Source organism: Streptomyces sp. 1222.5 (assembly GCF_900105245.1).
Taxonomy (GTDB): Bacteria; Actinomycetota; Actinomycetes; order Streptomycetales; family Streptomycetaceae; genus Streptomyces; species Streptomyces albidocamelliae.
Genome location: NZ_FNSZ01000001.1, coordinates 3,002,968 through 3,026,479, shown reverse-complemented (window position 1 = coordinate 3,026,479; position 23,512 = coordinate 3,002,968). Strand labels below are relative to the sequence as shown.

The 23,512-nt window shown below is 72.4% G+C and carries 21 protein-coding genes; 9 read left to right on the top strand and 12 right to left on the bottom strand.

Annotated features, from left to right (window positions below):
• Nucleotides 1-10: 10 nt before the first annotated feature.
• Nucleotides 11-796: an ABC transporter ATP-binding protein gene (locus tag BLW57_RS13455; RefSeq protein WP_093474656.1), complete on the bottom strand. Its 786-nt coding sequence runs from the start codon at nt 794-796 to the stop codon at nt 11-13.
• 79 nt (nt 797-875) lie between these two features.
• Between BLW57_RS13455 and BLW57_RS13450 the strand changes: the two genes are divergently transcribed.
• The 4 genes from BLW57_RS13450 to BLW57_RS13435 all read left to right on the top strand — a co-directional run bounded on the left by BLW57_RS13450 (nt 876) and on the right by BLW57_RS13435 (nt 5,861).
• Nucleotides 876-1,517 carry a TetR/AcrR family transcriptional regulator gene (locus BLW57_RS13450; RefSeq protein ID WP_093474655.1) on the top strand — a complete coding sequence of 214 codons (642 nt, stop codon included), beginning with the start codon at nt 876-878 and terminating at the stop codon, nt 1,515-1,517.
• Nucleotides 1,518-1,752: 235 nt separating this feature from the next.
• Nucleotides 1,753-2,601 carry a 3-hydroxyacyl-CoA dehydrogenase family protein gene (locus BLW57_RS13445; protein WP_093474653.1) on the top strand — a complete coding sequence of 283 codons (849 nt, stop codon included), beginning with the start codon at nt 1,753-1,755 and terminating at the stop codon, nt 2,599-2,601.
• A gap of 213 nt (nt 2,602-2,814) precedes the next feature.
• Nucleotides 2,815-3,138, top strand: coding sequence for an STAS domain-containing protein (locus BLW57_RS13440; protein WP_073889601.1), 324 nt, complete (start codon nt 2,815-2,817; stop codon nt 3,136-3,138).
• 272 nt (nt 3,139-3,410) lie between these two features.
• Entirely contained in the window at nt 3,411-5,861 is a 2,451-nt protein-coding gene (locus tag BLW57_RS13435) for an AAA family ATPase (RefSeq protein WP_093474652.1), read from the top strand.
• A gap of 37 nt (nt 5,862-5,898) precedes the next feature.
• On the opposite strand, the gene nucS is transcribed toward BLW57_RS13435, so the two are convergent.
• On the bottom strand, nt 5,899-6,570 hold the full coding sequence (nucS, locus tag BLW57_RS13430; RefSeq protein WP_073889605.1) for an endonuclease NucS: 672 nt from the start codon (nt 6,568-6,570) through the stop codon (nt 5,899-5,901).
• A gap of 276 nt (nt 6,571-6,846) precedes the next feature.
• Here nucS and BLW57_RS13425 point away from each other — a divergent pair, with 276 nt between their 5' ends.
• Nucleotides 6,847-7,239 (top strand): SCO5389 family protein, encoded by a 393-nt coding sequence (locus tag BLW57_RS13425; RefSeq protein ID WP_093474650.1) that lies wholly within the window; start codon nt 6,847-6,849, stop codon nt 7,237-7,239.
• A 116-nt stretch (nt 7,240-7,355) separates the two neighbouring features.
• Here the strand turns inward: BLW57_RS13425 and BLW57_RS13420 are convergent, their stop codons facing one another.
• Nucleotides 7,356-8,384: an LLM class flavin-dependent oxidoreductase gene (locus tag BLW57_RS13420; RefSeq protein WP_093474649.1), complete on the bottom strand. Its 1,029-nt coding sequence runs from the start codon at nt 8,382-8,384 to the stop codon at nt 7,356-7,358.
• Nucleotides 8,385-8,605: 221 nt separating this feature from the next.
• On the opposite strand from BLW57_RS13420, the gene BLW57_RS13415 reads away from it, so the two are divergent.
• Entirely contained in the window at nt 8,606-8,932 is a 327-nt protein-coding gene (locus BLW57_RS13415) for an ATP/GTP-binding protein (RefSeq protein ID WP_093474647.1), read from the top strand.
• Between the two features lie 7 nt (nt 8,933-8,939).
• Here the strand turns inward: BLW57_RS13415 and BLW57_RS13410 are convergent, their stop codons facing one another.
• The 8 genes from BLW57_RS13410 to mce form a co-directional block, all read right to left on the bottom strand.
• A complete protein-coding gene (locus BLW57_RS13410; protein WP_093474646.1) occupies nt 8,940-9,815 on the bottom strand; it encodes an ABC transporter permease in 876 nt (291 codons plus the stop codon).
• Nucleotides 9,812-11,131 carry an ABC transporter ATP-binding protein gene (locus BLW57_RS13405; protein WP_093474644.1) on the bottom strand — a complete coding sequence of 440 codons (1,320 nt, stop codon included), beginning with the start codon at nt 11,129-11,131 and terminating at the stop codon, nt 9,812-9,814. The genes BLW57_RS13410 and BLW57_RS13405 overlap by 4 nt, the downstream gene beginning before the upstream one ends.
• A gap of 131 nt (nt 11,132-11,262) precedes the next feature.
• On the bottom strand, nt 11,263-12,036 hold the full coding sequence (locus BLW57_RS13400; RefSeq protein WP_093474643.1) for an ABC transporter permease: 774 nt from the start codon (nt 12,034-12,036) through the stop codon (nt 11,263-11,265).
• Nucleotides 12,037-12,040: 4 nt separating this feature from the next.
• Complete coding sequence (locus BLW57_RS13395; protein ID WP_093474641.1) at nt 12,041-12,994, bottom strand: ABC transporter ATP-binding protein; 954 nt, start codon at nt 12,992-12,994, stop codon at nt 12,041-12,043.
• Nucleotides 12,995-13,065: 71 nt separating this feature from the next.
• Entirely contained in the window at nt 13,066-13,329 is a 264-nt protein-coding gene (locus BLW57_RS13390; RefSeq protein WP_093474640.1) for a DUF3253 domain-containing protein, read from the bottom strand.
• Nucleotides 13,330-13,559: 230 nt separating this feature from the next.
• Nucleotides 13,560-14,495 (bottom strand): coiled-coil domain-containing protein, encoded by a 936-nt coding sequence (locus BLW57_RS13385; RefSeq protein WP_093474638.1) that lies wholly within the window; start codon nt 14,493-14,495, stop codon nt 13,560-13,562.
• Between the two features lie 182 nt (nt 14,496-14,677).
• The gene (gene scy, locus BLW57_RS13380; RefSeq protein WP_093474637.1) at nt 14,678-18,592 is read right to left on the bottom strand and encodes a polarized growth protein Scy; all 3,915 of its coding nucleotides are present in this window, start codon (nt 18,590-18,592) and stop codon (nt 14,678-14,680) included.
• A gap of 206 nt (nt 18,593-18,798) precedes the next feature.
• Entirely contained in the window at nt 18,799-19,239 is a 441-nt protein-coding gene (mce, locus tag BLW57_RS13375) for a methylmalonyl-CoA epimerase (RefSeq protein WP_093474635.1), read from the bottom strand.
• Between the two features lie 145 nt (nt 19,240-19,384).
• Between mce and BLW57_RS13370 the strand changes: the two genes are divergently transcribed.
• The 3 genes from BLW57_RS13370 to BLW57_RS13360 all read left to right on the top strand — a co-directional run bounded on the left by BLW57_RS13370 (nt 19,385) and on the right by BLW57_RS13360 (nt 23,008).
• Complete coding sequence (locus BLW57_RS13370; protein WP_073889623.1) at nt 19,385-20,584, top strand: acetyl-CoA C-acetyltransferase; 1,200 nt, start codon at nt 19,385-19,387, stop codon at nt 20,582-20,584.
• 38 nt (nt 20,585-20,622) lie between these two features.
• Nucleotides 20,623-21,579 carry a methylmalonyl Co-A mutase-associated GTPase MeaB gene (gene meaB, locus BLW57_RS13365; RefSeq protein WP_093474633.1) on the top strand — a complete coding sequence of 319 codons (957 nt, stop codon included), beginning with the start codon at nt 20,623-20,625 and terminating at the stop codon, nt 21,577-21,579.
• Nucleotides 21,580-21,724: 145 nt separating this feature from the next.
• On the top strand, nt 21,725-23,008 hold the full coding sequence (locus BLW57_RS13360) for an MFS transporter (RefSeq protein WP_093474632.1): 1,284 nt from the start codon (nt 21,725-21,727) through the stop codon (nt 23,006-23,008).
• Here BLW57_RS13360 and BLW57_RS13355 read toward each other — a convergent pair.
• A complete protein-coding gene (locus BLW57_RS13355; protein WP_093474630.1) occupies nt 23,005-23,481 on the bottom strand; it encodes a MarR family winged helix-turn-helix transcriptional regulator in 477 nt (158 codons plus the stop codon). The two genes, BLW57_RS13360 and BLW57_RS13355, sit on opposite strands and share 4 nt — an antisense overlap.
• Nucleotides 23,482-23,512: the final 31 nt, after the last annotated feature.

The window sequence follows — 23,512 nt, the reverse complement described above, 5'->3', positions numbered from 1 at the left end:
GCTCGGGGGTTCATACGGTGACGGGGTCGGCGCCGGCCGGCTCGGGGCCGCGACCGGTGACGGCGAGGAAGGTGTCCTGGAGGGTGGCGTCCGGCGAGCCGCCGTACCGGCGTTTCAGCGCGGCCGGTGTGCCCTCGGCGGCCACGACCCCGTGGTCGACGATCACCAGGCGGTCGGTGAGGGCGTCGGCCTCGTCCAGGTAGTGGGTGGTCAGGAAGACGGTGGTGCCGTACCGGTCGCGCAGCCGCCGGACCAGGTCCCACAGGTCGGCGCGGCTGCCGGGGTCGAGCCCGGTGGTCGGCTCGTCGAGGAAGAGCACCTTCGGGCGGTGGGTGAGCGCCATGGCGATGTCGAGACGGCGCCGCTGGCCGCCCGAGAGCGCGCCGGTCCGCCGGTCGAGGAACGCCACGAGGTCCAGTTCCCGGGCCAGTTCCGCCGCCCGCCCGACCGCGTCCGCCCTGGACAGCCGGTACATCCGGCCCTGGGTGACCAGTTCCTCCCGCACGGTGATCTGCGGATCGACGCCGCCCGACTGGGCGACGTAGCCGCTCACCCGGCGCACCCCGGCCGGGTCGCCGGCCAGGTCGTGACCGGCCACGCAGGCCGCGCCGCCGGTCGGCTTCAGCAGGGTGGTGAGCATCCGCAGGGTGGTCGTCTTGCCGGCGCCGTTGGGGCCGAGGAGGCCGAGGATCTCGCCCTCCCGCACGGCGAGGTCGACGCATCGGACGGCCTCCACGGGCCCGGCCTTCGTCCGGAAGGTGCGGGCGAGGCCCGCCGCACTGATGACTGTTGCCATGCGCCCAGAAAAACAGAGTCAGTGAAAATTTGCAACGACTCCAAGTTTTCAGAGGGTGCAGCGAAGTTAGGATGCGGACATGGCAGAGGGGCTCAGGGAGCGCAAGAAGCGGCAGACCAGGCAGTACATCTCGGATGTCGCCACGGGCCTGTTCCTGGAGCGCGGGTTCGAGGCGGTGACGGTCGCGGAGATCGCCGAGGCCGCCAACGTCTCCGTCAACACCGTCTACAACTACTTCCCCGCCAAGGAGGACCTCTTCTTCGACCGCTCGGCCGGCATGACCGACCGGCTCGCGCGCTGGGTCCGCGGCCGGGACGCGGGCGAGTCCGCCGCCCGCGCCGTCCTGCGCGAACTGCGCGCGGAGGTCGAGGCCGTCTCGCCGAGAGTGGGTCTGCTGGAGGGGTACGACCGCTTCATGCGCGTCATCCACGAGGCGCCGCCGCTGCGCTCCCGGCTGTGGAGCCTTCAGCAGGAGATCCACGACACCCTGGCGACGGCCCTGCGCGAGGAGACCGGCGCCGCCGACGGCGACCCGCTGCCCGGCCTGATGGCCGGTCAGATCTGCTGGATCCATCAGGCGGTCTTCGTCACCATCGGCCGGGAGATGCTGGCGGGGCGCAAACCGGTCGAAGTGTCACGAGAAGTGCTCGTCCTGCTCGACGACATCGAGGACCTGTTGAGCGAGAAGGTGCTCGGCTACGCCGTCCGGCGGGCCGGCTGAGCGTTCCGCCGGGGTTGCCAACCGGTGCCGACCCGCCCGGAATTACCGCCCCGGCCGCCCCGGCGCGCATCCTTCCGTGCGGGCCGGCGGGAGGATCGCCATGTCCGGCAAATCTGACGTGACCGGGGTCTCACCCCCTGAGACAGTGACACGCATTACTTACCGTCCTCAAGTCGTCGCTCGAGCGCTAGGGTCCGCCGAGAGGCAGAAGTCAACAGGGTTCGAGGAGTCGTCAGTGGCACGCAAGCTCGCTGTCATCGGGGCCGGTCTCATGGGATCGGGTATCGCTCAGGTCGCCGCGCAGGCGGGCTGGGAGGTCGTGCTGCGTGACGTCACCGACGAGGCGCTGACGCGAGGCACCGACGGCATCAAGGCCTCGTACGACAAGTTCGTGAGCAAGGGCAAGCTCGCCGCGCAGGACGCCGAGGCGGCCCTGGCCCGCATCACGCCGACCACCGACCTGGACGCCGCCGCCGACGTCGACATCGTCGTCGAGGCCGTCTTCGAGAAGCTGGAGGTCAAGCACGACATCTTCCGCGCGCTCGACAAGATCGTGCGCCCGGACGCCGTGCTCGCCTCCAACACCTCCGCCATCCCGATCACCAAGATCGCGGCGGCCACCGAGCACCCCGAGCGGGTGGTCGGCGTGCACTTCTTCTCGCCGGTGCCGATGATGCAGCTCGTCGAGCTCGTCCGCGGCTACAAGACCAGCGACGAAACCCTCGCCACCGCGCGGGAGTTCGCCGAGTCCGTCGGCAAGACCTGCATCGTCGTCAACCGTGACGTCGCCGGCTTCGTCACCACCCGGCTGATCTCCGCCCTCGTCGTCGAGGCCACCAAGCTCTACGAGTCGGGTGTCGCGACCGCCGAGGACATCGACCTCGCCTGCAAGCTCGGCTTCGGCCACGCGATGGGGCCGCTCGCCACCGCCGACCTCACCGGCGTGGACATCCTGCTGCACGCCACCGGCAACATCTACACCGAGTCCCAGGACGAGAAGTTCGCCCCGCCGGAGCTGATGCGCCGGATGGTGGACGCCGGTGACATCGGCCGCAAGAGCGGGCAGGGCTTCTACACGTACTGAGAATCCGCGGTGCGCCGGACCGGGACCCATCGGTACGGCGCACCGGGGTCCCCGTACGTGTATACGACGGACATTCACCCCGGGAGCCATCACCCTCGAGGGTGAATTCGGTATCGGTTCGCTTACAAGCAGCAACCGCACCGCCACTCACACAGTCAGACGTTGCAATGCACCGTCACGGAGAACGCCAACCGCACTCAACGGGGAGCGCATATGTACATCAGGGGCGACGACGCCGAGCTGGCCGTCGGGGGCCGCCTTGACGTACGCAGCGCGGCGGACGCCCGTACGGCCCTCCACTCGGCCGTCGACGACGGGGTCGGTGACCTGGTGCTCGACCTGTCCGAACTGGACTCCTGGGACGCCACCGGCCTCGGTGTGATCATGGGCGCCCACCGGCGGGCCGGCCGCTGCGGCCGCCGTCTGGTGCTGCGCGGCGTGCCGCCGCAGATGCAGCGCCTGCTGGTGGCCACGCGGCTGCACCGCATCCTCGCCATCGAGGGCGGCATCGGAGTCGAGTCGCTGCCCCGGGTGTAACGCCTCGATCGGGTGCGAACCGGGCGTCGGGGGAGACCCGGGCGCAGCCGCCCAAGGGCGCGTCGCGGGCAATCCTCATGAGACCGTGACGTCTCGGACCGCACGGCACCCCACCCTGTCGGAGATACTGAGCGAAGGTTTAGGGTTCGGTCGCCCGCCGCCTCGCAACCCTCTACCGAGCGGGCCCGGACCAGAAGCGACAGCGCCGTGTGCGACCAGGCCGGGAGGGGCCGGATCACGGCCACACGACGCTTTTTGGGGGGCAGGAACCCATGGACCCGAACACCCCGGGACCCGAGGAGCACGGCCAGGCGTACAGCCGCCGCCCGCCCCGGGACTCCCTCACCTCCGACTTCGTCCCGAACACGCCCGCGCTCGCCCGCACGGTGCGACTCGTCTCCGGTGACCTGCTGCTGACCGTCAACCCGGTCGACGGCAGCGAGATAGAGCCCTGCCCGCCCGCCGAGCGCCCCGCCGTTCCCCGTAAGCGCACCGCCGCCGAGCGCGCCGACGCCGAGCACGCCGCCCGCCCGCCGGTACCGGCCGGACCCGTGCGGCCCGCCCACTCCCTGCTGGAACGGCAGGACGAACGCGAGCGCCTGGTCCGCCTGCTGGCCCGCGGCCGGAACGTACGGCTGACCGGCCCTGGCGGCTCCGGCCGCACCGCCCTCCTCGACCTGGTCGCCGAGGACTGCGTGGACCTCGCACCCGACGGGGTGGTCCGGCTCAGCGGCTTCCACCGCTCGGCCGCCGAGGTCATGCTCGATCTCTTCCACGCCGTCCACGACGCCCCCGGGTACCGCCCGGAACAGGACGAACTGCTCGCCCTCCTGCGGGAGATCGGCGCGGTCGTCGTCCTCGACGACATCGAGTTCGGCGGCACCGCCCTGGACGAGCTGCTCGACGCCACTCCCGAGTGCGCGTTTTTGCTGGGTGCCACCCCGGACGTGCCCCCGCCCTCTCCCGAGTCGGAGGTCGAGGAGGTCTTCCTCGGCGGTCTCGACCGTGCCGCCGGCGTGGAGATCCTGGAGCGGGCCGTCGGCCGGGTCCTCACCGAGGAGGAGGCCAACTGGGCCGGCGACCTCTGGTTCGAGTCCGAGGGGCTGCCCCTGAGGTTCGTGCAGGCCGGCGCCCTCCTGCGGCAGCACGACCAGCTGCGGGCCAGCGCCGGCGCGGTGGACGAGTACGGCGTCTTCGAGGACGTGCGCCGGCCGGCCGACGCCCCCGCGGACCCGGTCGCCGCTCCTTCGGAGGACGTGCCGCTGCCCTCCCTCGGCGAGGCCGCCGCCCCCGCCCCGCTGCTCGCCTCCCGGCTCAGCGCCTCCGCCCGCGCCACCCTGCGCCTCGCGGTCGCCCTCGGCGGCGAGGTGCCCCACCAGGCCCATCTGCCGGCCCTCGTCGGCGACACCCACGCCGACGCCGCCCTCGGGGAGCTCGCGGGCTGCGGACTGGTCTCCCCGGTCGGCGTCCGCTACCGGCTCGCCGCGGGCGTGCGGACCCAGCTGGAGGCCGCCGGGTACGCCGACGACGCTCCGGCGCAGGCACTCACCGCCGCCCAGCACTACGCCTGGTGGGCCGGGCACCCCTCGGTCACCCCCGAGCGGGTCTGCGCGGAGGCCGACGCGGTGCTCGCCGCGCTCGCCGCCGCGGTGCCGCAGACGGTCCCGCCCGTCGAGGGCGAGGAGGCCTGTGCGGTACGGCTCGCCCGCACGGCCGCGCCCGCCTTCGCCGCCGGACTCCACTGGAACGCCTGGGACAGGGCGCTGCGCTCCGGCGCGGAAGCCGCCCGGGCGTCCGGCGAGGTGTCCGAACAAGCCTATTTCCACCACGAGTTGGGTGTCCTCGCGCTCTGCGAGGGCCGGCTCGACCGGGCGCGCGCCGAACTGGAGGCCTCCGGCGGACTGCGCGCGGCACTCGCCGACAAGCGGGGCGCCGTCGCCGGCCGGCGTGCGCTGGCGCTGGTCGCCGACCTCGCGGGCGAGACACCCGGAGCGGCGGCGACGGCGGGCGAGGAGGTGCCGGAGGTACGGCACGAGGAGTCGGCGCCACCGCCGTACACCACCGTCGTGGATCCCCTGGTCACCCGCCGTCCCCCGGACGGCAAGCCGTTCGGCGGCGTCCGGCGGCTGGCCCGGCGCAACCTGGTGGCGGCGGGCTCCGCGGCGCTGCTCGCCGCCGTGCTCGGCACCGTCGTCACCCTCGGCATGACGTCCCACGAGAACGCGGGCGACAACCCGGCCGGCAAGGTCGACGTCAACCCGTCGGCGAGTCAGGACGTGGACGACGGCAGCCTGGACGCCGGCCCCACGGACGACACCGGCACCACCCACGGCACCGGCACGCCCACCGGCCGGCCGACCTCGCCGGGGCCGGACGGCACCTACGGCACGACGGACGACCCGGCACCGCCGGTTCCGGCGGAACCCTCCGCCGGCCCGAGCCGGACCAGGGGGACGGGCGGCGGACACACGTCTCCCACGCCGTCCAGGTCCCGGACGACGAAGCCGTCCACGCCGCACCCGACGAGGACGTCGCCCACGGGCACGCCCTCCTCGACGCCGCCGTCCTCCGGCACGCCGTCGGGGTCGCCGACCCCGACGGGCTCGACGACCCCGTCCACCACGGACACTGCGGGCGGACCGGCGACGTCGGGCAGCCCGGAGAACGCGGCGCGGGACGCCGACGGGGAGGCGCCGGACCTCTTCTTCGGCGGGCTGATGTAGCGCCGGGGCATCCCCCCGGCGCCACCGCCGCACGCCGTCAGAACAGGCGGAGCTTGTCGTCCTCGATGCCGCGCAGGGCGTCGTAGTCGAGGATCTGGCAGTTGATGCCCCGGTCCGTGGCGAGGACGCGGGCCTGGGGCTTGATCTCCTGCGCGGCGAAGACGCCGCGGACCGGGGCCAGGTGGGGATCGCGGTTCAACAGCTCCAGATAGCGGGTGAGTTGCTCCACGCCGTCGATCTCGCCGCGCCGCTTGATCTCCACGGCGACGGTCCCGCCGTCGGCGTCCCGGCAGAGGATGTCCACCGGGCCGATCGCCGTCATGTACTCGCGGCGGATCAGCGAGTAGCCGTCGCCCAGCGTCTCGATGCGGTCGGCGAGCAGTTCCTGGAGGTGCGCCTCCACACCGTCCTTGATCAGACCGGGGTCCACGCCCAGTTCGTGCGAGGAGTCGTGGAGGATCTCCTCCATCGTGATGATCAGTTTCTCGCCTGCCTTGTTGACGACGGTCCACACGCCCTCTTCGTCGCCCGTGCCCTCCTTCAGCGTGCAGGGCGGCGACATCCAGTTGAGGGGCTTGTAGGCCCGGTCGTCGGCGTGGATGGAGACGCTGCCGTCCGCCTTGACCAGGATCAGGCGGGGCGCCGAGGGCAGGTGGGCGGTGAGCCGGCCGGCATAGTCGACCGAGCACCGGGCAATGACGAGACGCATGGTCGGCAACGCTACTCGACGGCCGTCGGTGCGCGCGATCCGCCCGTCCCGCTCCCCAGGGATCGCACCATTTGTCCCTGGAAACTCTTGTTCATCCCTGGCCGATTGTGGGCGTAACGGGACCGTTCGATATACGCAATCTGCTGGTGTGGTCACCGACCGTTGCCTACCGTAGTGAACGGGAGGTCGCGAGCCATGTACTGAGCGTGTTCGAAATCGCGAACTCCCTTATCTGTCCGGCAACCCCTGCTCCGCGGGGGTGCGAGAGGAGAACCCATGTCGCTCGACGTCTCACCGGCCCTACTCGAACAGGCCGAGCGAGGCGAGGTCGACGAAGCAGCATTCGTCGACTGCGTCCGGACCTCCCTGCCCTACGCATGGGAGATGATCAGCTCCCTGGTGACCCAGCTGAAGGTGGACGGCGGCTCCTTCGCCGACAACCAGACGCCCCCGCCGGACGAGCAGGCACGCGGACAGCTGCTGCGTGCGCTCGCGAGTGACGCCATACGCGGCGCGCTGCAGCGGCACTTCGGTGTGCGGCTGGCCTTCCAGAACTGCCACCGCGTGGCGGTGTTCCCGCTGGACGCCTCGGTGGACGAGACGCTGGCCCGCTTCACCTCGGTGCGCAACCAGTTGCTCAACCAGTCGCCGGAGCTCCGGGACTGCTGACGCGCGGCTCCGGCACGGCCGAGCCCCTGAGCCGCTCGCTTGCCGCTCCACCCGCCGGGAGGTGCATTCAGTACTGGGGCGGCAAGCCCCCCAGGTGGCCTGCGCGCGGGATTGGGTCAGCGCAACTGGGGCAGCACCTCGGCGCCGAGCCGCCGCAGGTTCTCCTCCGTGGCCGCGAGGTCGCCCGAGCCCTCCACCAGGAGGGCGAACCGGGAGATGCCGGTGCGCTCCGAGGTGGCCGCGAGCCGGTCGGCGGCGAGCCGCGGAGTGCCCACCGGGTGCAGCCCGCAGAGCAGTTCGGTGTAGGCGTGCGGGTCGCGCATGGAGCGCGCCCGGCCGTCCACCGTCACATGGGCGCCCAGCCCCTGCCTCAGCCAGCCCGGCATGGCCTTCAGCAGCGTCTCTGTCGCGTCCGTGCGCCGGTCGGCGAGCTGGCAGACCCCGGCCGACACATGGGCGGCGTCCGCGACCTCCTCGGCGCTCCGGCCCGCCGCGCGGGCGCACCGCCGCCACAGGGCGACCATCTCGGCCTTCTCCTCGTCCCCGACGTGCATGCCGAGCAGCATCGGCAGACCGCGCTCGGCGGCCAGCCGCACGCTCGCCGGCGAGGTGCACGCGACCACGACCTCGGGTCCCGGGGCGTCCGTCAGCGCCTCCGACGGGCGGGGCACGACCGGCACCTCGCGGAAGGAGAACCGCTCGCCGGAGGCCGCCACCGCCGGTTCGCGCAGCCAGCGCAGCAGCAGATCGAGGGATTCGGGGAACCCCTGTTCGTAGGCCTCCAGGCCCGCTCCGAAGACCTCCAGATCCACCCAGGGCCCGCCCCGGCCCACGCCCAGCGTGAACCGTCCGCCGCTCGTCACGTGCAGCAGCGCCGCCTGTTCGCCGAGGGCGACGGGGTGCGCGGTGGGCAGTACGCTGATCGCCGTGCCGACGCGGATGCGCCGGGTGCGGCCGAGCAGCAGGGCGGCCAGGGTGACCGCCGACGGACAGGTGCCGTACGGCACGAAGTGGTGCTCGGCCAGCCACACCGCGTCCAGCCCGGCCTCCTCGGAGACCTCGGCCGAGCGGACCGCCCGGTGCAGGGCCTCCCCCTGACCCTGGCCCGGGAACTGGGCTGCCAGCACAAAACTTCCTACGTGCATCGCTCTTCCTGCTTCCTTGGCTCCGACCCGGAGCTCCCCCACGCGGCATAACCGTCTGACACGTGCCCAGGACACGGCGTCGCGGAAAGATTTGCGGATTGTCTGCAGAATGAGGCGCTCTGCAGGGGGACTTGTACGGGTTGGTTCCGTACGCCTACCCCTCTCGGCGGCGCGTAGGCTGGATGCAGTCGTGCTTCCTGTATAGCCCCGAGAGGTGTCCCGTGTCCCCGCGTCGCAACCGACCTAAGGCAGCCGGATCGTCGAGCGCCGAGGGCGACGGCGCCGGCCGGTACGGCGGCTGGCAGTCCTCGGAGAGCTGGCAGGGCGAGGACTGGAGCGTGCGGCACGTGGCGGGCGCGAGCACGGAGGGCAAGACCTACCGCTGTCCCGGCTGCGACCAGATGATCCCCTCCGGCGTTCCGCACGTGGTGGCCTGGCCGGAGCACGCGGGGGTGGACGACCGCCGCCACTGGCACAAGGCGTGCTGGAACGCGAAGGACCGCCGCACCACGCGGGTGCAGCGGTCCCGTAACGCGCCGAGGTTCTGAGCGGCGGCTACACGTCCCGGCTGTGCAGCAGCGCGTACGCGGCACCGTACGCGGCCGCCGTCAGGCCGAGGACGATCCACAGCGGGTCCCAGCCGGACGGGCCGGACTCGCTCAGCGAGTTGGCGTAGAACACGCTCAGCTGGTTCGGGATCGAGTACTCGAACAGCCACTCGCGCACCTTGCTCAGCGACTCGGTCGCCATGAACAGGGCCAGCACCAGCGGCGCGAGCACGACGCCGATCATGATGGTGATGGCACCCGCGGAGTGCCGGATGACCGAACCGATCAGCAGCGAGAACAGGCCGAGCAGCGCGATGTAGAGGCTGACGCCGACGGTCGCCTTGAACCAGTCCCCGCCGGTCGGGGTGCGCGCGCCCGTGTTCTCCAGCATGGACGCGTGGATCGTGGCCACGAGGCCGGACGACACCAGGGTGACGACGAAGGCCAGGACGAAGAACACGATCGACTTCGCGGCGAGCACCCGGGCCCGGCTGGGGCAGGCGGTCATCGTCGTGCGGATCATGCCGGTGCCGTACTCGGAGGCCGTGGTCAGCACGCCGAGCGTGATGATGCAGATGCTGCCGAGGAGCAGCCCGAAGAAGCCGAAGGACAGCGGGTTCTCGCCGCTCATGCTGGTCTCGCCGGAGTTGGCCGAGACCAGCGAGCCGGACAGCAGGCCGATGCCGAGGACGAGCAGCACGAACACGCCGAGCGTCCAGATCGTGGAGCGCACCGACTTGATCTTCGTCCACTCGGAGGCCACCGCGTGCCCGAGGTGGGTGCGCACGACGGGGATCGGCGAGGTGTAGCCGGGGTACGGCCCGCCGGGCGCCGCCTGCGCGGCATGCGGGGCCTGCGGCATCGGGGGCTGGTGGGTGCTCATCGGGCGTCCTCGGGCTGGGTCTGGTCGGCGGGGGCGGAGGCGGGCGCCGCTCCGGGCACCGGGGGAGCGGCGGGCGCCTGCTGCGGCGCCGCGGGCGCGGCGACCGGGGCGGCCGGGGCCTGGACGGCCGGCTGCGCCTGCGGTGCGGGGGCGGCCGGGGCACCCGGGACCGGTGCGGCCGGCTGGGCGTACGGGTTGGCGGCCGGCGCGCCGGGGGCACCGTACGCGCTCGCTGCGGCACCGTCGTACGGACCCGTGGGCGCCGCCGGCATCGTGAACGGCTGCCCGCCCTGCTGGGGCGGCGGCGGGGCGTACCAGCCGGGCTGGCCCTGGCCCGGCACCGGCATGGGCGGCTGGGCGCCGGGCGGCAGCGGCTGCTGGAGGCCCGCCTTCTGGTCGACGGTGGAGCGGTAGTCGACGGCGCCCTGCGTCATCCGCATGTACGCCTCCTCCAGCGAGGCCTGGTGCGGCGACAGCTCCCACAGCCGGACGCCCGCGTCGTGCGCGAGGTCGCTGATCCGGGGCAGCGGCAGCCCGGTCACCCGCAGCGCGCCGTCCTGCTCCGGCAGCACGTGGCCGCCGGCCTCGGTGAGCGCGGAGGACAGCTTCTCGCGCAGCTGCGGCTCGGTCTCCGGGGTGCGCACGCGCGCGAAGTCGGCGGAGTTGGCCGAGATGAAGTCCTTCACGCTCATGTCGGCGAGGAGCTGGCCGCGGCCGATGACGATGAGGTGGTCGGCGGTCAGCGCCATCTCGCTCATCAGGTGCGAGGAGACGAAGACCGTACGCCCTTCGGCCGCGAGGGCCCGCATCAGGTTGCGGACCCAGAGGATGCCCTCGGGGTCGAGACCGTTGACCGGCTCGTCGAAGAGCAGCACCTGGGGGTCGCCCAGGAGCGCGGCGGCGATGCCGAGGCGCTGGCCCATGCCGAGCGAGAAGCCCTTGGACCGCTTCTTCGCCACCTCCTGCAGACCGACGACGCCGAGCACCTCGTCCACCCGGCGAGCCGGGATGCCCGACAGCTGGGCGAGGCTCAGCAGATGGCTGCGGGCGCTGCGGCCGCCGTGCACGGCCTTGGCGTCCAGCAGCGCGCCGACCTGCCGGGGGGCGTTCGGCAGCCTGCGGTAGGGGTAGCCGCCGATGGTCACCGAGCCGGACGTGGGGTTGTCCAGCCCGAGGATCATCCGCATCGTCGTCGACTTGCCCGAGCCGTTCGGCCCGAGGAAGCCGGTGACGGCTCCCGGCCGCACCTGGAAGGAAAGGTTGTACACGGCGGTCTTGTCGCCGTAGCGCTTGGTCAGGCCGACAGCCTCGATCATGCTCCGCACCCATCGAAAGGTTCAGGACAGCGGGGCACACGCCCCCGTAAGGGTTAGGAGGATATCGAGGCGCTGACGGTTCCGCCCAAGGGAAGGTAAAGCCAGAACATCACGATCCGTGATTCGGCGGTCTACTGGGCGTCCCGGCGCTTGAGGAGGGCGTAACCACCGAGCAGTGCGGCGATCACCCACAGGACCATGATTCCCAGGCCGCCCCAGGGCCCGTACGGTGTGTCGTCGTCGAGGACCGGCACGACCTGCATGATCCGGCTGCCGGCCTGGTCGGGCAGGAAGCGGCCGACCTTCTTCGTGGCGTCGACATTGCCGAGGATGTTGGAGATCAGGAAGAAGAACGGCATCAGGATGCCGAGCGACAGCAGCGGCGAGCGCAGCATCGCGGCGACGCCCATGGAGAACATCGCGATCAGCGCCATGTAGAGCCCGCCGCCGAGCACCGCGCGCAGCACGCCCGGTTCGCCGATCCCGGTGCCCAGCGAGCCGAGCATCGCCTGTCCCAGGAAGAACGCGGCGAAGCTCGTCACCATGCCGACGGCCAGCGCGAGCACGCCGGCCACCGCGATCTTGCCGAACAGGAAGGTGCCCCGCTGCGGTACGGCCGCCAGCGAGACCCGGATCATGCCGGTGCTGTATTCGTTGGAGACGACCAGCACCCCGAAAACGATCATGGCGAGCTGGCCGAGGGTCATCCCGGCGAAACTGATGACCGTGGGGTCGAAGGAGAGCCGCTCGCGCAGCGGCATCTGCTCGAACTGGCTCTTCGTCAGCGCGGAGATCAGCATCCCGAGGGCGATGGTCACGACCACCGCCAGCGACAGCGTCCAGATCGTGGACGCCACCGAACGGATCTTGGTCCATTCGGACCGGAGCACCTGCGCGGCCGCCATGACGTCAGGCCTCCCTCCAGCCGGCGCCCCAGTCCTGCGCGCCGGGACCCGGGTCGGCGTGCGCGTGGTACTCCACCGCCTCCGCGGTCAGCTGCATGAACGCCTCCTCCAACGAAGCCTGCTGCGGGCTCAGCTCGTGCAGCACGAGCCCGTTCCGGGCCGCCAGCTCGCCGATCTGCTCGGCCTTGCCGCCCTCCACCTCCAGCGCCCCGCCGCCCGACTCCACGACCGTGATCCCGGCCTGGTGCAGCACGTCGAGCAGCCGCTCGCGCTGCGGGGTGCGGATGCGGACGTACGACCGTGAGTTCTGCCGGATGAAGTCGGCCATGGAGGTGTCCGCGAGCAGCCTGCCCTGCCCGATGACGACCAGGTGCTCCGCCGTCAGCGCCATCTCGCTCATCAGGTGGCTGGAGACGAACACCGTCCGCCCCTGCGCGGCCAGCGACTTCATCAGGGTGCGGATCCAGTGGATGCCCTCGGGGTCGAGACCGTTGACCGGCTCGTCGAACATCAGGATCCGCGGATCGCCGAGCAGCGCCGCGGCGATGCCGAGCCGCTGCCCCATGCCCAGCGAGAAGCCCTTGGCCTTCTTGCGCGCCACCGCGGTGAGTCCGACGGTGTCCAGCACCTCCGCCACCCGGCGCGTGGGGATCCCGTTGCTCTGCGCGAGGCACAGCAGGTGGTTGTAGGCGCTGCGGCCGCCGTGCACGGCCTTGGCGTCCAGCAGGGCACCGATGGACGTCAGCGGATCCTTGAGCCGGTCGTAGTGCCTGCCGTCGATGCGGACGTCGCCGGCGGTGGGGTGGTCGAGCCCGAGGATCATCCGCATGGTCGTGGACTTCCCGGCCCCGTTGGGCCCGAGGAACCCGGTCACCATGCCGGGTGCGACGGCGAAGGTGAGACGGTCCACCGCCACCTTGTCGCCGTACCGCTTGGTCAGCCCCTCCAGCTCGATCATGCGGCCACGCTAGGACGGGGTCCGGGGCCCTGCCACTCGTAGGGGGCGGCCCGGGGCACCGCCGTACGGGCTCACCGGGCCGGCCGGCGGATCCGGACGGGCCCGCGGGCCGCGGCCGGATCGACGGGGGAGCCGTGCTGGGTGACCTCCACCCGCCCGTCGGCCGCGAGTCGCGCCGCCGCCCGGCGGACCGGTTCCATCAGCTCCCGCCAGCCCTCGTCCTCGCCGCGGTGCACCGCGCGGGCCACGTCCGAGGGGCAGACGGAGGCACCCGGCGCCCGCCGGTCGAGCAGATCGAGAATGGCGTCCTCCAGGGACCGCCCGCCGTCCGGCATGACAGGCCCTCCTTCCCCGTCCGGCCCGTCCGCGCGACACCGGCCCGCCGCGGCGGGCCACGCCCCGCGCTCCTACGGCCAGGCTACGGCGCCGGACCCGGCAGCCGCGTTCGCGCGACCCCCGCGGTCCGGCCACGGCGCGCGGCGCCCAGGACGGCCGCCGGGCACGCGGAAGGGGCGGCGGGACCTGGTCCCGCCGCCCCCTCACGGCGTCGTACGACTGCCCGGAACTACCGGGACTGCTGCGCCGGCACCCCGCGGGAGATCGGCTCGTCGTCGGTCGACGTGCCGGCCGCGGCCACCGCGGCGCCCGTCAGCGTGGCGAGCATCTCGCGGACGTTCGTCAGCTGGGCGTTGATGGAGTCGCGGCGGTTGGTGAGGGCGGCCAGCTCGCGCTCGGACTCCGAACGGATCCGGTCGGCCTTGGCGTTCGCGTCGGCCACGATGTCCTCGGCCTGGCGCTGGGCCGTCTCCACCGTCTGGCGGGCGCGGCGCTCGGCGTCCGTGCGCAGCTTCTCCGCCTCCAGACGCAGCTGCTCGGCGCGGTGCTCGATCTCGGCGAGGCGCTTCTCGGCCTTGGCCTGACGGGACGCCAGGTCGCGCTCGGACTGCTCGCGGCGCTTGGCCAGGTTGGTCTCGAAGTCGGCGGCGGCCTGCGCGGCCTTGGCACGCGTCTCCTCGAAGAGGGCGTCCGCCTCCTCACGCTTGGACTGCGCGTCCTTCTGCGCCTCGGCACGCAGCTGGGAGGCGTCGGCCTTGGCCTTCTCGACGATCCGGACGCCCTCGTCCTCGGCCTTGCCCTTGCGCTCGGTGGCGTAGGACTCGGCGTCGTTGCGGACCTGCTGGGCCGCCGACTCGGCGAGGTCGCGGTGCTGCTCGGCCGCGCGCCGGGCCTCCTCACGCAGTTCCTTCGCCTCTTCCTCGGCCAGGCGCAGGATCTTCTCGACCCGCGCGCCGAGACCCGCGTACGACGGCTCGGCGTCGGTGACCTGTGCCTGGGCGTTCTGCGTCTCGAGGTGCAGCTCCTCGATGCGCTTCTCCAGGGCGGTGATGCGGGCTAGAGCGCTGTCACGGTCGGAGACGAGCTTGGAGATACGTTCGTCCACCTGAGCGCGGTCGTACCCACGCCGCACAAGCTCGAAGCCGTAGGGGGAAGTGTCGCTCATGGGGTTCCTGTCAATGAGACCGGTGAGGTGATAAGGGGAATCCTAGGGGCCGAAGCGGTGTGTCATCGAGCGGATACGGTTTTGATCTGGAGAATGGCACCTCTTTTGGGTGGCTGACCGCCGGACGGCTTGCCAAGTACCCGGGCAAAGCCCCCAGAAGACAACGGAAGGTACCCCGCGGGCTAGCCGTCCGACGACTTGCCACCCGAACGGGGGGCTCCCACGCTCGCACCCGCCTTGACTCCGCCGTCCTTGGCGCCCCCTGGGGCCTCGAAGGACTCCAGCGCCTCCAGGACGTCCTGCACCCGGGAGATCTCGGTGTTGATGTCCTCGCGCCGGCGCACCAGGATCTCCAGCTCCCGCTTGCCCTCCTCGACCGTGCGCCGGGCCTCCCGGATCGCCTCGGCCTTCAGCTCCTCGGCCTCCTTCACCAAGGTGGCCTTCTTCAGCTCGGCCTCCTTGAGCAGCCCCTCCGCCTTCTTGACGGCGGCGATGCGCACCTTGCCCGCCTCGGAGTTCGCCTCGGACAGCGTCTCCTTGGCCTTCGCCTGCGCCTTGGTCAGCTGCTCCTCGGCGGCCGCGATGAGCGCGTCGCAGCGGTCGCCGGTGGACTTCATCGTCTCGGCGGCCTCGCGTCGGGCCCGCTCGTGCAGCTCCTCGATCTCGCTGGTGATGCGGTCGCGCAGCTCCTCCGCGCGCTCCCTTATGGCGGTGGCGTCCCGTCGGGCGCCGACCAGCAGTTCGTCGGCGTCCGTCCGGGCCTTCTCCACCAGGGTGTTGCCGTCGACGGTCGCCTCGGAGACGATCCGGTCGGCCTCGCTGCGGGCCGCGCCGACCATCGTGTCGGCCTGCGACTCGGCGTCCGCGGTGGTCTTCAGCGCCTGCTGCTGGGCCTCGGCGAGCAGCTTGTCGGCCTCGGCCGCGGTCTCCGTGATCAGCGTGTCGACCTGCTCGGCCGCCTCCGAACGCCGCTTGTTGGCATCCTTGCGGGCCTCGTCCAGGGTCCGCTCGGACTCCTCGCGCGCGGCGTTGACGAGCCGTTCGGCCTCCGCCTCCGCGTCCGCCTTGAGCCGCCCGGCCTCGGACCGCAGCCGCTCCGCGTGCGCCTGCGCGGAACCGACCGTCTCGGCGGCCTCGGCGCGCAGCCGTTCGGCGTCGCCGGTGGCGTCCCCGAGGAGCTGATCGGCGTTCGCGACGGCCTCCGCGCGTACCCGCTCGGCCTCGGCGACCGTCTCCGTCCGGAGCCGCTCGGCCTCGGCGAGCGCCTCCGTGCGCACCCGGTCGGCCTCCGCGACCGTCTCGGTCTGGAGCCGCTCGGCCTCGCTGCGGGCCTCGGTGATGAGGGTGTCCGCCTGGGTCGCCGCGTCCGAGCGGATGCGGTTGGCGTCCTCGCGGGCGTCCGCCCGGGTGCGGGACGCGGCCTGGTCGGCCTCGGCCAGTGAGTCCGACGCCTCGGTGCGCACCCGCTGGGCGTACTCGGAGGCGTCCGAGCGCAGCCGCTCGGCCTCCGAGATCGCCTCCGCCATCGTCCGCTCGGCCAGCGCCTTCGCGGCCTCGGACTCCTCGTTCGCCTCGCGCCGCAGACGGCTCGCGTCCTCGCCGGCCCGCTCCCGCTCGGCGTAGGCGTCGGCGCGGACCCGGTCCGCCTCCTCCTCGGCCTCCCGCCTGGTGCGGTCCGCCGCGTGCTCGGCGGCCGAGCGCAGTCCGGTGATCTCCTCCTGCGCCTGCTCGTGCAGGCCGCTGACGGAGTCCCGTACCTGCTGGGCGTGCTGCTCGGCGGCGGCGACCATCTCCGTGGCGCGCCGGTCGGCCTCCTCGACCAGCCGGGTCGCCTCGGCCTGCGCCTCGTCGACGCGCTTGCGCGCGGAGGCCAGCAGCTCCTCGCTCTGCTCGCGGGCCCGCTCGCGCTCCTGGTCGGCCTCCTCGCGGGCGGCACCGAGGAGTTCCTCGGCCTCGCGGCGGCGCCGGGCGGCCTCCTCCTGGGCGGCGGCCAGCGTCTCGGACGCCTCCGCGCCCAGCCGCTCGGCCGCGGCCTGCGCCTCCGCGCGCACCCGGTCGGCGGTGTCCTGCGCCTCCGCCTTCAGCCGCTCGGCCTCGGCGGCGGCCTCGGAACGCAGCCGTACGGCGACGGCCTCGCCCTCGGCACGGGACGCGGACGCGTCCGACGCGGCCTCGTCACGCAGCCGCTCGGCCTCCCTCTCGGCCTGCTGCTGGAGCGTACGGATCCGCTCGGCGGACTCCGCGCGCAGCCGCTCCGTCTCCTCGCCGGCCTCCCGGCGGATCCGGGCGGCCTCCTCGCGGGCGTCGGTGAGCGCCTGCTCGGCGTTCTCCAGCCGTTCCTGGGTCTCGGTCTGGAGCCGGCTCAGTTCCTCGGCGGCCTCGCCGCGGCGGGCCTCGACGGCGCGCTCGGTCTCCTCGCGCAGCTCCAGCGCGGCCTGCTCGGCGTCCGCCCGGACGGCCTCGGCCCGCTCGTCGGCCTCGGCGCGCAGCCGCTCGGCCTCCTTGCGGGTGCGCTCCAGGGTCTCCTCGGCCTGCCGACGCAGGGAGGTGGCGCGCTCGATGGCCTCGGTGCGCACCTTCTCGCTGTCCGCGGTGGCCTTCTGCCGCAGTTCGTCGGCGTCCACTTTGGCCTTGGCCAGCAGCTCCTCGGCGGACCTGGCCGCCTCCTCGATCTGCGCGACGGCCTCGCGGCGGGCCTCGGCACGGATCGACTCGCCCTCGGCGACCGCGTCGGCCCGCAGCTGCTCGGCCTCCCCGCGCAGCCGGCGGGCCTCCTCCTGGAGCTCGACCGTCTTGGCGCGGTACTCCTTGGTGTCGTCCTTGGCGGCGCCCTTGAGCTGCTCGGCGATGTCGTGCGCCTCGGCGCGCAGGCGGTCCGCCTCGGTCTCGGCCTCGGAGCGGATCCGCTCGGCCTCCTCGGCGGCGGCCTTCGTGGTCCGCTTGGCCTCCTCGGACGCCTTGTTGAGCACGTCCTCGGCGGTCTTGGCCGCCTTGGACAGCTGCGTGGCGCTCTCCTCGGCGGTGAGCGTACGGGCCTTCTCGGACGCCTCGGCGACGATCTTCTCGGCCTCGGCGCGGGCGTCCGCGACCAGCTGCTCGGCCTCGGTCCGGGTCTGCTCGGCCTCCTTGGTGGCCTCCTCGACCAGCCGGGCGACCTGCTCCTTCGCCGTGCGCGTCCGTGTCTCGTTCGCGGCCTCGGCGCTCGACAGCGTCTTGGCGGCGGCCTGCTCGGCCTCCGTGACGACCTTCTCCGCCTCGGCCTGCGCCTTGCGCAGCGCCTCCTCGGCCTGGGTCATCCGCTCCTCGGCGGCCCGGCTCAGCTCGGCGGCCTGCCGGCGGGCGGCGTCCGACTCGGTGACCGTGCTGCTGCGCAGCTGCTCGGCGTGGTCGGTGGCCTCCTGGGCCTGCGTGGAGGCCGCGTTCAGCAGCCGCTCGGCGTCCGTGCGGGCACGGCGCAGAATCTGCTCGGCCTCGGCGCGCGCCGACTCGGCGTCGCTCTGCAGCCGCTCCCGGGCCTCCCGGGTCAGCCGCTCGGCCTCCGCGCGGGCGGCGGCCATCGCCTGCTCGGCCTCCGCGCGGGACTCCTCCAGCAGGCGCCTGGCCTGCTGCTCGGTGCGGGCGCGCAGCTGCTCCGCCCAGGCCACGTTCTCGTTGACGTGGGACTCGACGGTGGAGCGGCGCTCGGCCAGCTCCTGGTCGAGCTGCTGGCGCCGGGTCACCGCCTCCTGGTGCAGCTCCGACTGGAGCCGGGCCGCTTGCTCGGCGTGCTCCTGAAGGATGCGCTGCGTCTGCGCGCGGGCCTGGCTCAGCTCCCGCTCGGCGTCCTGGCGCAGCTGCTCCGCCTGCATCTGGGCGTTGCGGAGCAACTGCTCGGCCTGATAGCCGATGTCACCGCCGTCGTAGGCGGGCCGGGTCATGAGGGTGCGCCGCGCCTCGTGCAGCTTGGCGCGCAGCACCTCGACCTGGTAGCCGAGGTCCTCGGCGTGCTGGATCGCCTTTTCCCGCTCGGTCTTCAGCCGCTTCATCTCGGCCTCGAACCGAGAGAGGTGGTCGACGTCAGCCGCCGGCTCTCGCTCCTGGCTCTCGTAGCCCCGCACTGCGCGGTCCCATCCGTCCCCTGGTCAGCTTCTCCAACGAGCTCCGTCCATCCGCCGAACGGGGCCCCCGGGGAATGGTGTCAGATCAACGGCGGAGCACGGGCTGCCGCCCCGACGCTCGTCCCCCGAAACCCGGACCCCGGCATGCGGTCGCCCCGGTTGAAGGGACGACCGCCCCCAACCCTACCGGCCCATATGTACGGCGGTCAGTGCTCGGGCGACTCAACCGGCGCCGAAGTGACCAGTTCCGTGAGCACACCGTGGCAATCCTTGGGGTGCAGGAAGGTGATCCGCGACCCCATGGAACCGATCCGTGGCCGGTCGTACAGAACGCGTACGCCCTTCTCGCGGATGTCCGCGGCGTCGGTGTCCACATCCGCCGTACCGAAAGCGATGTGGTGGACACCCTCGCCGTTCTTCGCGAGCCACTTGGCGACGGTGGAGTCCTCGCGGGTCGGTTCCAGCAGCTGAAGGTAGGAGGCACCGCCGTCCGAGGTCTCGTTGATCTTGAGCATGGCCTCGCGCACGCCCTGTTCCTCGTTGACCTCGGTGTGGAACACCTCGAAGCCGTACGTGGCCCGGTAGAACTCGACGGTCGCGTCGAGGTCGTGACAGGCGATCCCGATGTGGTCGATTCGCGTCAGCATGGATTCAGTGCAGCGCTCATCAGGTGGTTACGCAACGTGCGCGCGATCACACCGACGGGCCGATGACGGCACGGAGTGCCACTCAGTACATTCGAAGTAAACCCTCGTTCACTCCTCGGCCTGGCCGGTAAGGGGATCGCAGCTCATGCCTTCTGGAACGAACAGCTCGGTGATCGTCGCGGGCGCGCGTACGCCCATGGGACGACTGCTCGGCTCGCTCAAGTCCTTCTCCGGAGCCGACCTCGGCGGCTTCGCGATCAAGGCCGCCCTCGACCGTGCGGGGATCGGCGGCGACCAGGTGCAGTACGTGATCATGGGCCAGGTGCTCCAGGCCGGGGCGGGTCAGATCCCGGCCCGCCAGGCCGCCGTCAAGGCCGGTATCCCGATGAGCGTGCCGGCGCTCACCATCAACAAGGTCTGTCTGTCCGGCCTGGACGCCATCGCGCTGGCGGACCAGCTGATCCGCGCCGGCGAGTTCGACATCGTCGTGGCGGGCGGACAGGAGTCCATGACCAACGCCCCGCACCTGCTGCCGAAGTCCCGCGAGGGCTTCAAGTACGGCGCGGTCGAGATGCTCGACGCGATGGCGTACGACGGTCTGACCGACTCCTTCGAGGGCATCGCCATGGGCGAGTCCACGGAGAAGCACAACACGCGCCTCGGTATCGCGCGCCCCGAGCAGGACGAGATCGCCGCCCTGTCCCACCAGCGGGCCGCCGCCGCGCAGAAGAACGGCGTCTTCGAGGCCGAGATCACCCCCGTGGAGATCCCGCAGCGCAAGGGCGAGCCGGTCGTCTTCAGCAAGGACGAGGGCATCCGCGGCGACACCACCGCGGAGTCGCTCGGCAAGCTGCGCCCGGCCTTCGCCAAGGACGGCACGATCACCGCGGGCTCCGCCTCGCAGATCTCCGACGGCGCGGCGGCCGTGGTCGTCATGAGCAAGGCCAAGGCCGAGGAGCTGGGCCTGGAGTGGCTCGCGGAGATCGGTGCCCACGGCAACGTGGCCGGCCCGGACAACTCCCTGCAGTCCCAGCCGTCGAACGCCATCCGGCACGCCCTGAAGAAGGACGGCCTGGAGGTCGGCGACCTCGACCTCATCGAGATCAACGAGGCCTTCGCCGCGGTCGCCGTGCAGTCAATGAAGGACCTCGGCGTGTCCACGGAAAAGGTGAACGTCAACGGCGGCGCGATCGCGCTGGGCCACCCGATCGGCATGTCCGGCGCCCGTCTCGTGCTGCACTTGGCGCTGGAGCTCAAGCGGCGTGGCGGCGGTGTCGGCGCGGCCGCGCTGTGCGGTGGCGGCGGCCAGGGCGACGCGCTGATCGTCCGGGTTCCGAAGGCCTGAGTTCCCCTTAACGTCTGTGAAGTGAACGGAGCTGTTTGATGCAGGACGTCTCCTCTCTGGTGGCCCAGGCCAGGGAAGGCCGACCGCGGGCCGTGGCCCGGCTCATCTCCCTGGTGGAGGGGGCGTCCCCGCAGCTCAGGGAGGTCATGGCGGCACTGGCCCCGCTGACCGGCAACGCGTACGTCGTCGGTCTCACGGGCTCGCCCGGCGTCGGCAAGTCGACCTCCACCTCCGCGCTCGTCACGGCGTATCGCAAACAGGGCAAACGGGTCGGCGTCCTGGCCGTCGACCCGTCGTCCCCGTTCTCCGGGGGCGCCCTGCTCGGTGACCGGGTCCGGATGTCGGAGCACGCCTCCGACCCGGGCGTCTACATCCGCTCGATGGCCACCCGCGGTCATCTGGGCGGCCTGGCCTGGGCGGCGCCGCAGGCGATCCGCGTGCTGGACGCGGCGGGCTGCGACGTGGTCCTGGTGGAGACGGTCGGTGTCGGCCAGTCGGAGGTGGAGATCGCCTCCCAGGCGGACACCTCGGTCGTCCTGCTGGCCCCCGGCATGGGCGACGGCATCCAGGCGGCGAAGGCCGGCATCCTCGAGATCGGCGACGTGTACGTCGTCAACAAGGCGGACCGGGACGGCGCCGACGCCACGGCCCGCGAGCTGAACCACATGCTGGGCCTGGGCGAGGCCCGCGCCGCCGGCGACTGGCGTCCGCCGATCGTGAAGACGGTCGCCGCGCGTGCGGAGGGGGTCGACGAGGTCGTCGAGGCCCTGGAGAAGCACCGTGCCTGGATGGAGGAGCGCGGGGTCCTCGCCGAGCGCCGCCGGGCCCGCGCGGCCCGCGAGGTGGAGACCATCGCGGTCACCGCCCTGCGCGAACGCATCGGCGACCTGCACGGGGACCGCCGGCTCAGCGCCCTCTCCGAGCGCATCGTCGCCGGTGAACTGGACCCGTACCGCGCGGCCGACGAACTGGTCGCGGGCCTGACGGAGGGCTGAATCTCCCTCGCGCGGCCCGCCTGTTGCTAGATTGGCCACCATGTTCCTCTCCTTGGCGTAGAGCGCGCACCGGATCGCGGGGCCCGACCGTGGCCACCGCGTCCCTCGGTGTCCCCTCTTCCGCCTCACACAGAGGAACGTCAGCATGTCCACGCATGCCTCCGCGCGGCCTTCGTACGCCGCCGTCCTGCGCGTCCCGCACGCGCGCCGCACCTTCGTCTCCGCCCTGACCGCCCGGCTGTCCTATGGCACGGTCTCCCTCGCCGTGCTGCTCTCCGTCACCCGTGCCACCGACTCCTACGCGGTGTCCGGCGTGGTGATGTCCTTGTTCGGCGCGACCTCGGTCTTCCTGATGCCGGTCAGGGCGTCCTTGATCGACCGTCACGGCCCCCGCCGCGCCCTGCTGCCGATGTCGGTGCTCTACGGCACCCTGCTGTGCGTCCTGGCGGCCCTGACCTGGCGCCCGGCGGTACCGCCGACGGCCCTCGCGGCCGCCGCGGCGCTCGCCGGAGCGTGCGCGCCGCCCCTCGGGCCGACCATGCGTGCCCTGTGGGCCGAACTGCTCCCGGACCGGGACCTGCTGCGCCGCGCGTACAGCCTCGACGGGGTCGCGGAGGAACTGCTCTACGTCTCCGGACCGGTACTGATCGGTGCGCTGACCGCCTTCGCGCACCCGGCGTCCGGCCTCCTGCTGAGCGCGTTCCTGATCGTGGCCGGCACCTGCGCCTTCGTCATGTCCCCGGTGATGCCGGGTCCGCGGTCCGCCTCGCGCGCCCAGCGGCGCGGGGGAGTACGGGGGCTCGGGACGCCCGTGGCCGTGGCCCTCGGCGTGGGTCTGGCCCTCAGCGGGGTGGACCTGCTGGCGATGGCCTTCGCCTCGGCGCACGCCTACGATCCCGGCACGGTCCCGTGGGTGCTGGGTGCGCTCTCGGCGGGCAGCGCGGTCGGCGGGCTGGTGAACGGGGCGGTGCCCTGGCGGTCGGCGGCCCGCGAGCGGCTGCTCCTCTTCGCCCTTGCCCTGGGCCTGACGGTGGCGGCGGCCGGCCTGGCACCGAACCTGTGGACGCTCACGGTGGCGATGGCCGTCGCCGGGGCGTTCCTCGCCCCGGCGCTGACGACGGCCTATCTCCTGGCCGACGAGACGGTGCCGGCCGATGCCCGCACCCGGGCCGGGGCCTGGGTCAACATGGGCGTCAACGCGGGAAGTTCCGGGGGAGCGCTGGTGGCGGGGCTGCTGATCGGCCGCCTGCCGCTGTGCGCGTGCTTCGCCCTCGCGGGCGGCGCGGCCCTGCTGCCCGCGCTGTCGGCCGTGCGGTGGCGGGCCGGCCGGGCGGCTGACCACGCCGCTTCGGCCGGGGACACCCCGCCCGAGCGGGCCGGAGCGACCGGCCGCCCGGCCGAGGCCTGTCCGGCAGGCGAACGGAGCTAGGGACGCCCTCGCTGTCCCCGCAGGTGCTCGGCGATCGGCTTGAGCGCCTTGTCCAGCTCTATCAGTGTCTCCGGCGACAGAAGGTCGATGAAGTGCCGCCGCACCGACGCCACGTGGTGCGGCGCCACCTTCCGCATCGTCTCCATGCCGTGCTCGGTCAGCACGGCGAACAGTCCGCGCCGGTCGGACTCGCAGTTCTCACGGCGCACCAGGTTCGCGTTCTCCATCCGCGTGATCTGGTGCGAGAGCCGGCTCTTGGACTGCAGGGTCGCGGAGGCGAGGTCGCTCATCCGCATCCGTACGTCCTCCGACTCGGACAGGTTCACCAGGATCTCGTAGTCGTTCATAGTCAGGCCGAACGGCTGCAAGTCCTTCTCGAGCTGGTACGTCAACAGCCTGTTGACCTCCAGGTGGGTGCGCCAGGCGCACTGCTCCGCATCGGTCAGCCAGCGCGTGGCCGTCTCGGTCTCCATGAATGAAGTCTACCTAAGAAGTTGAATGACG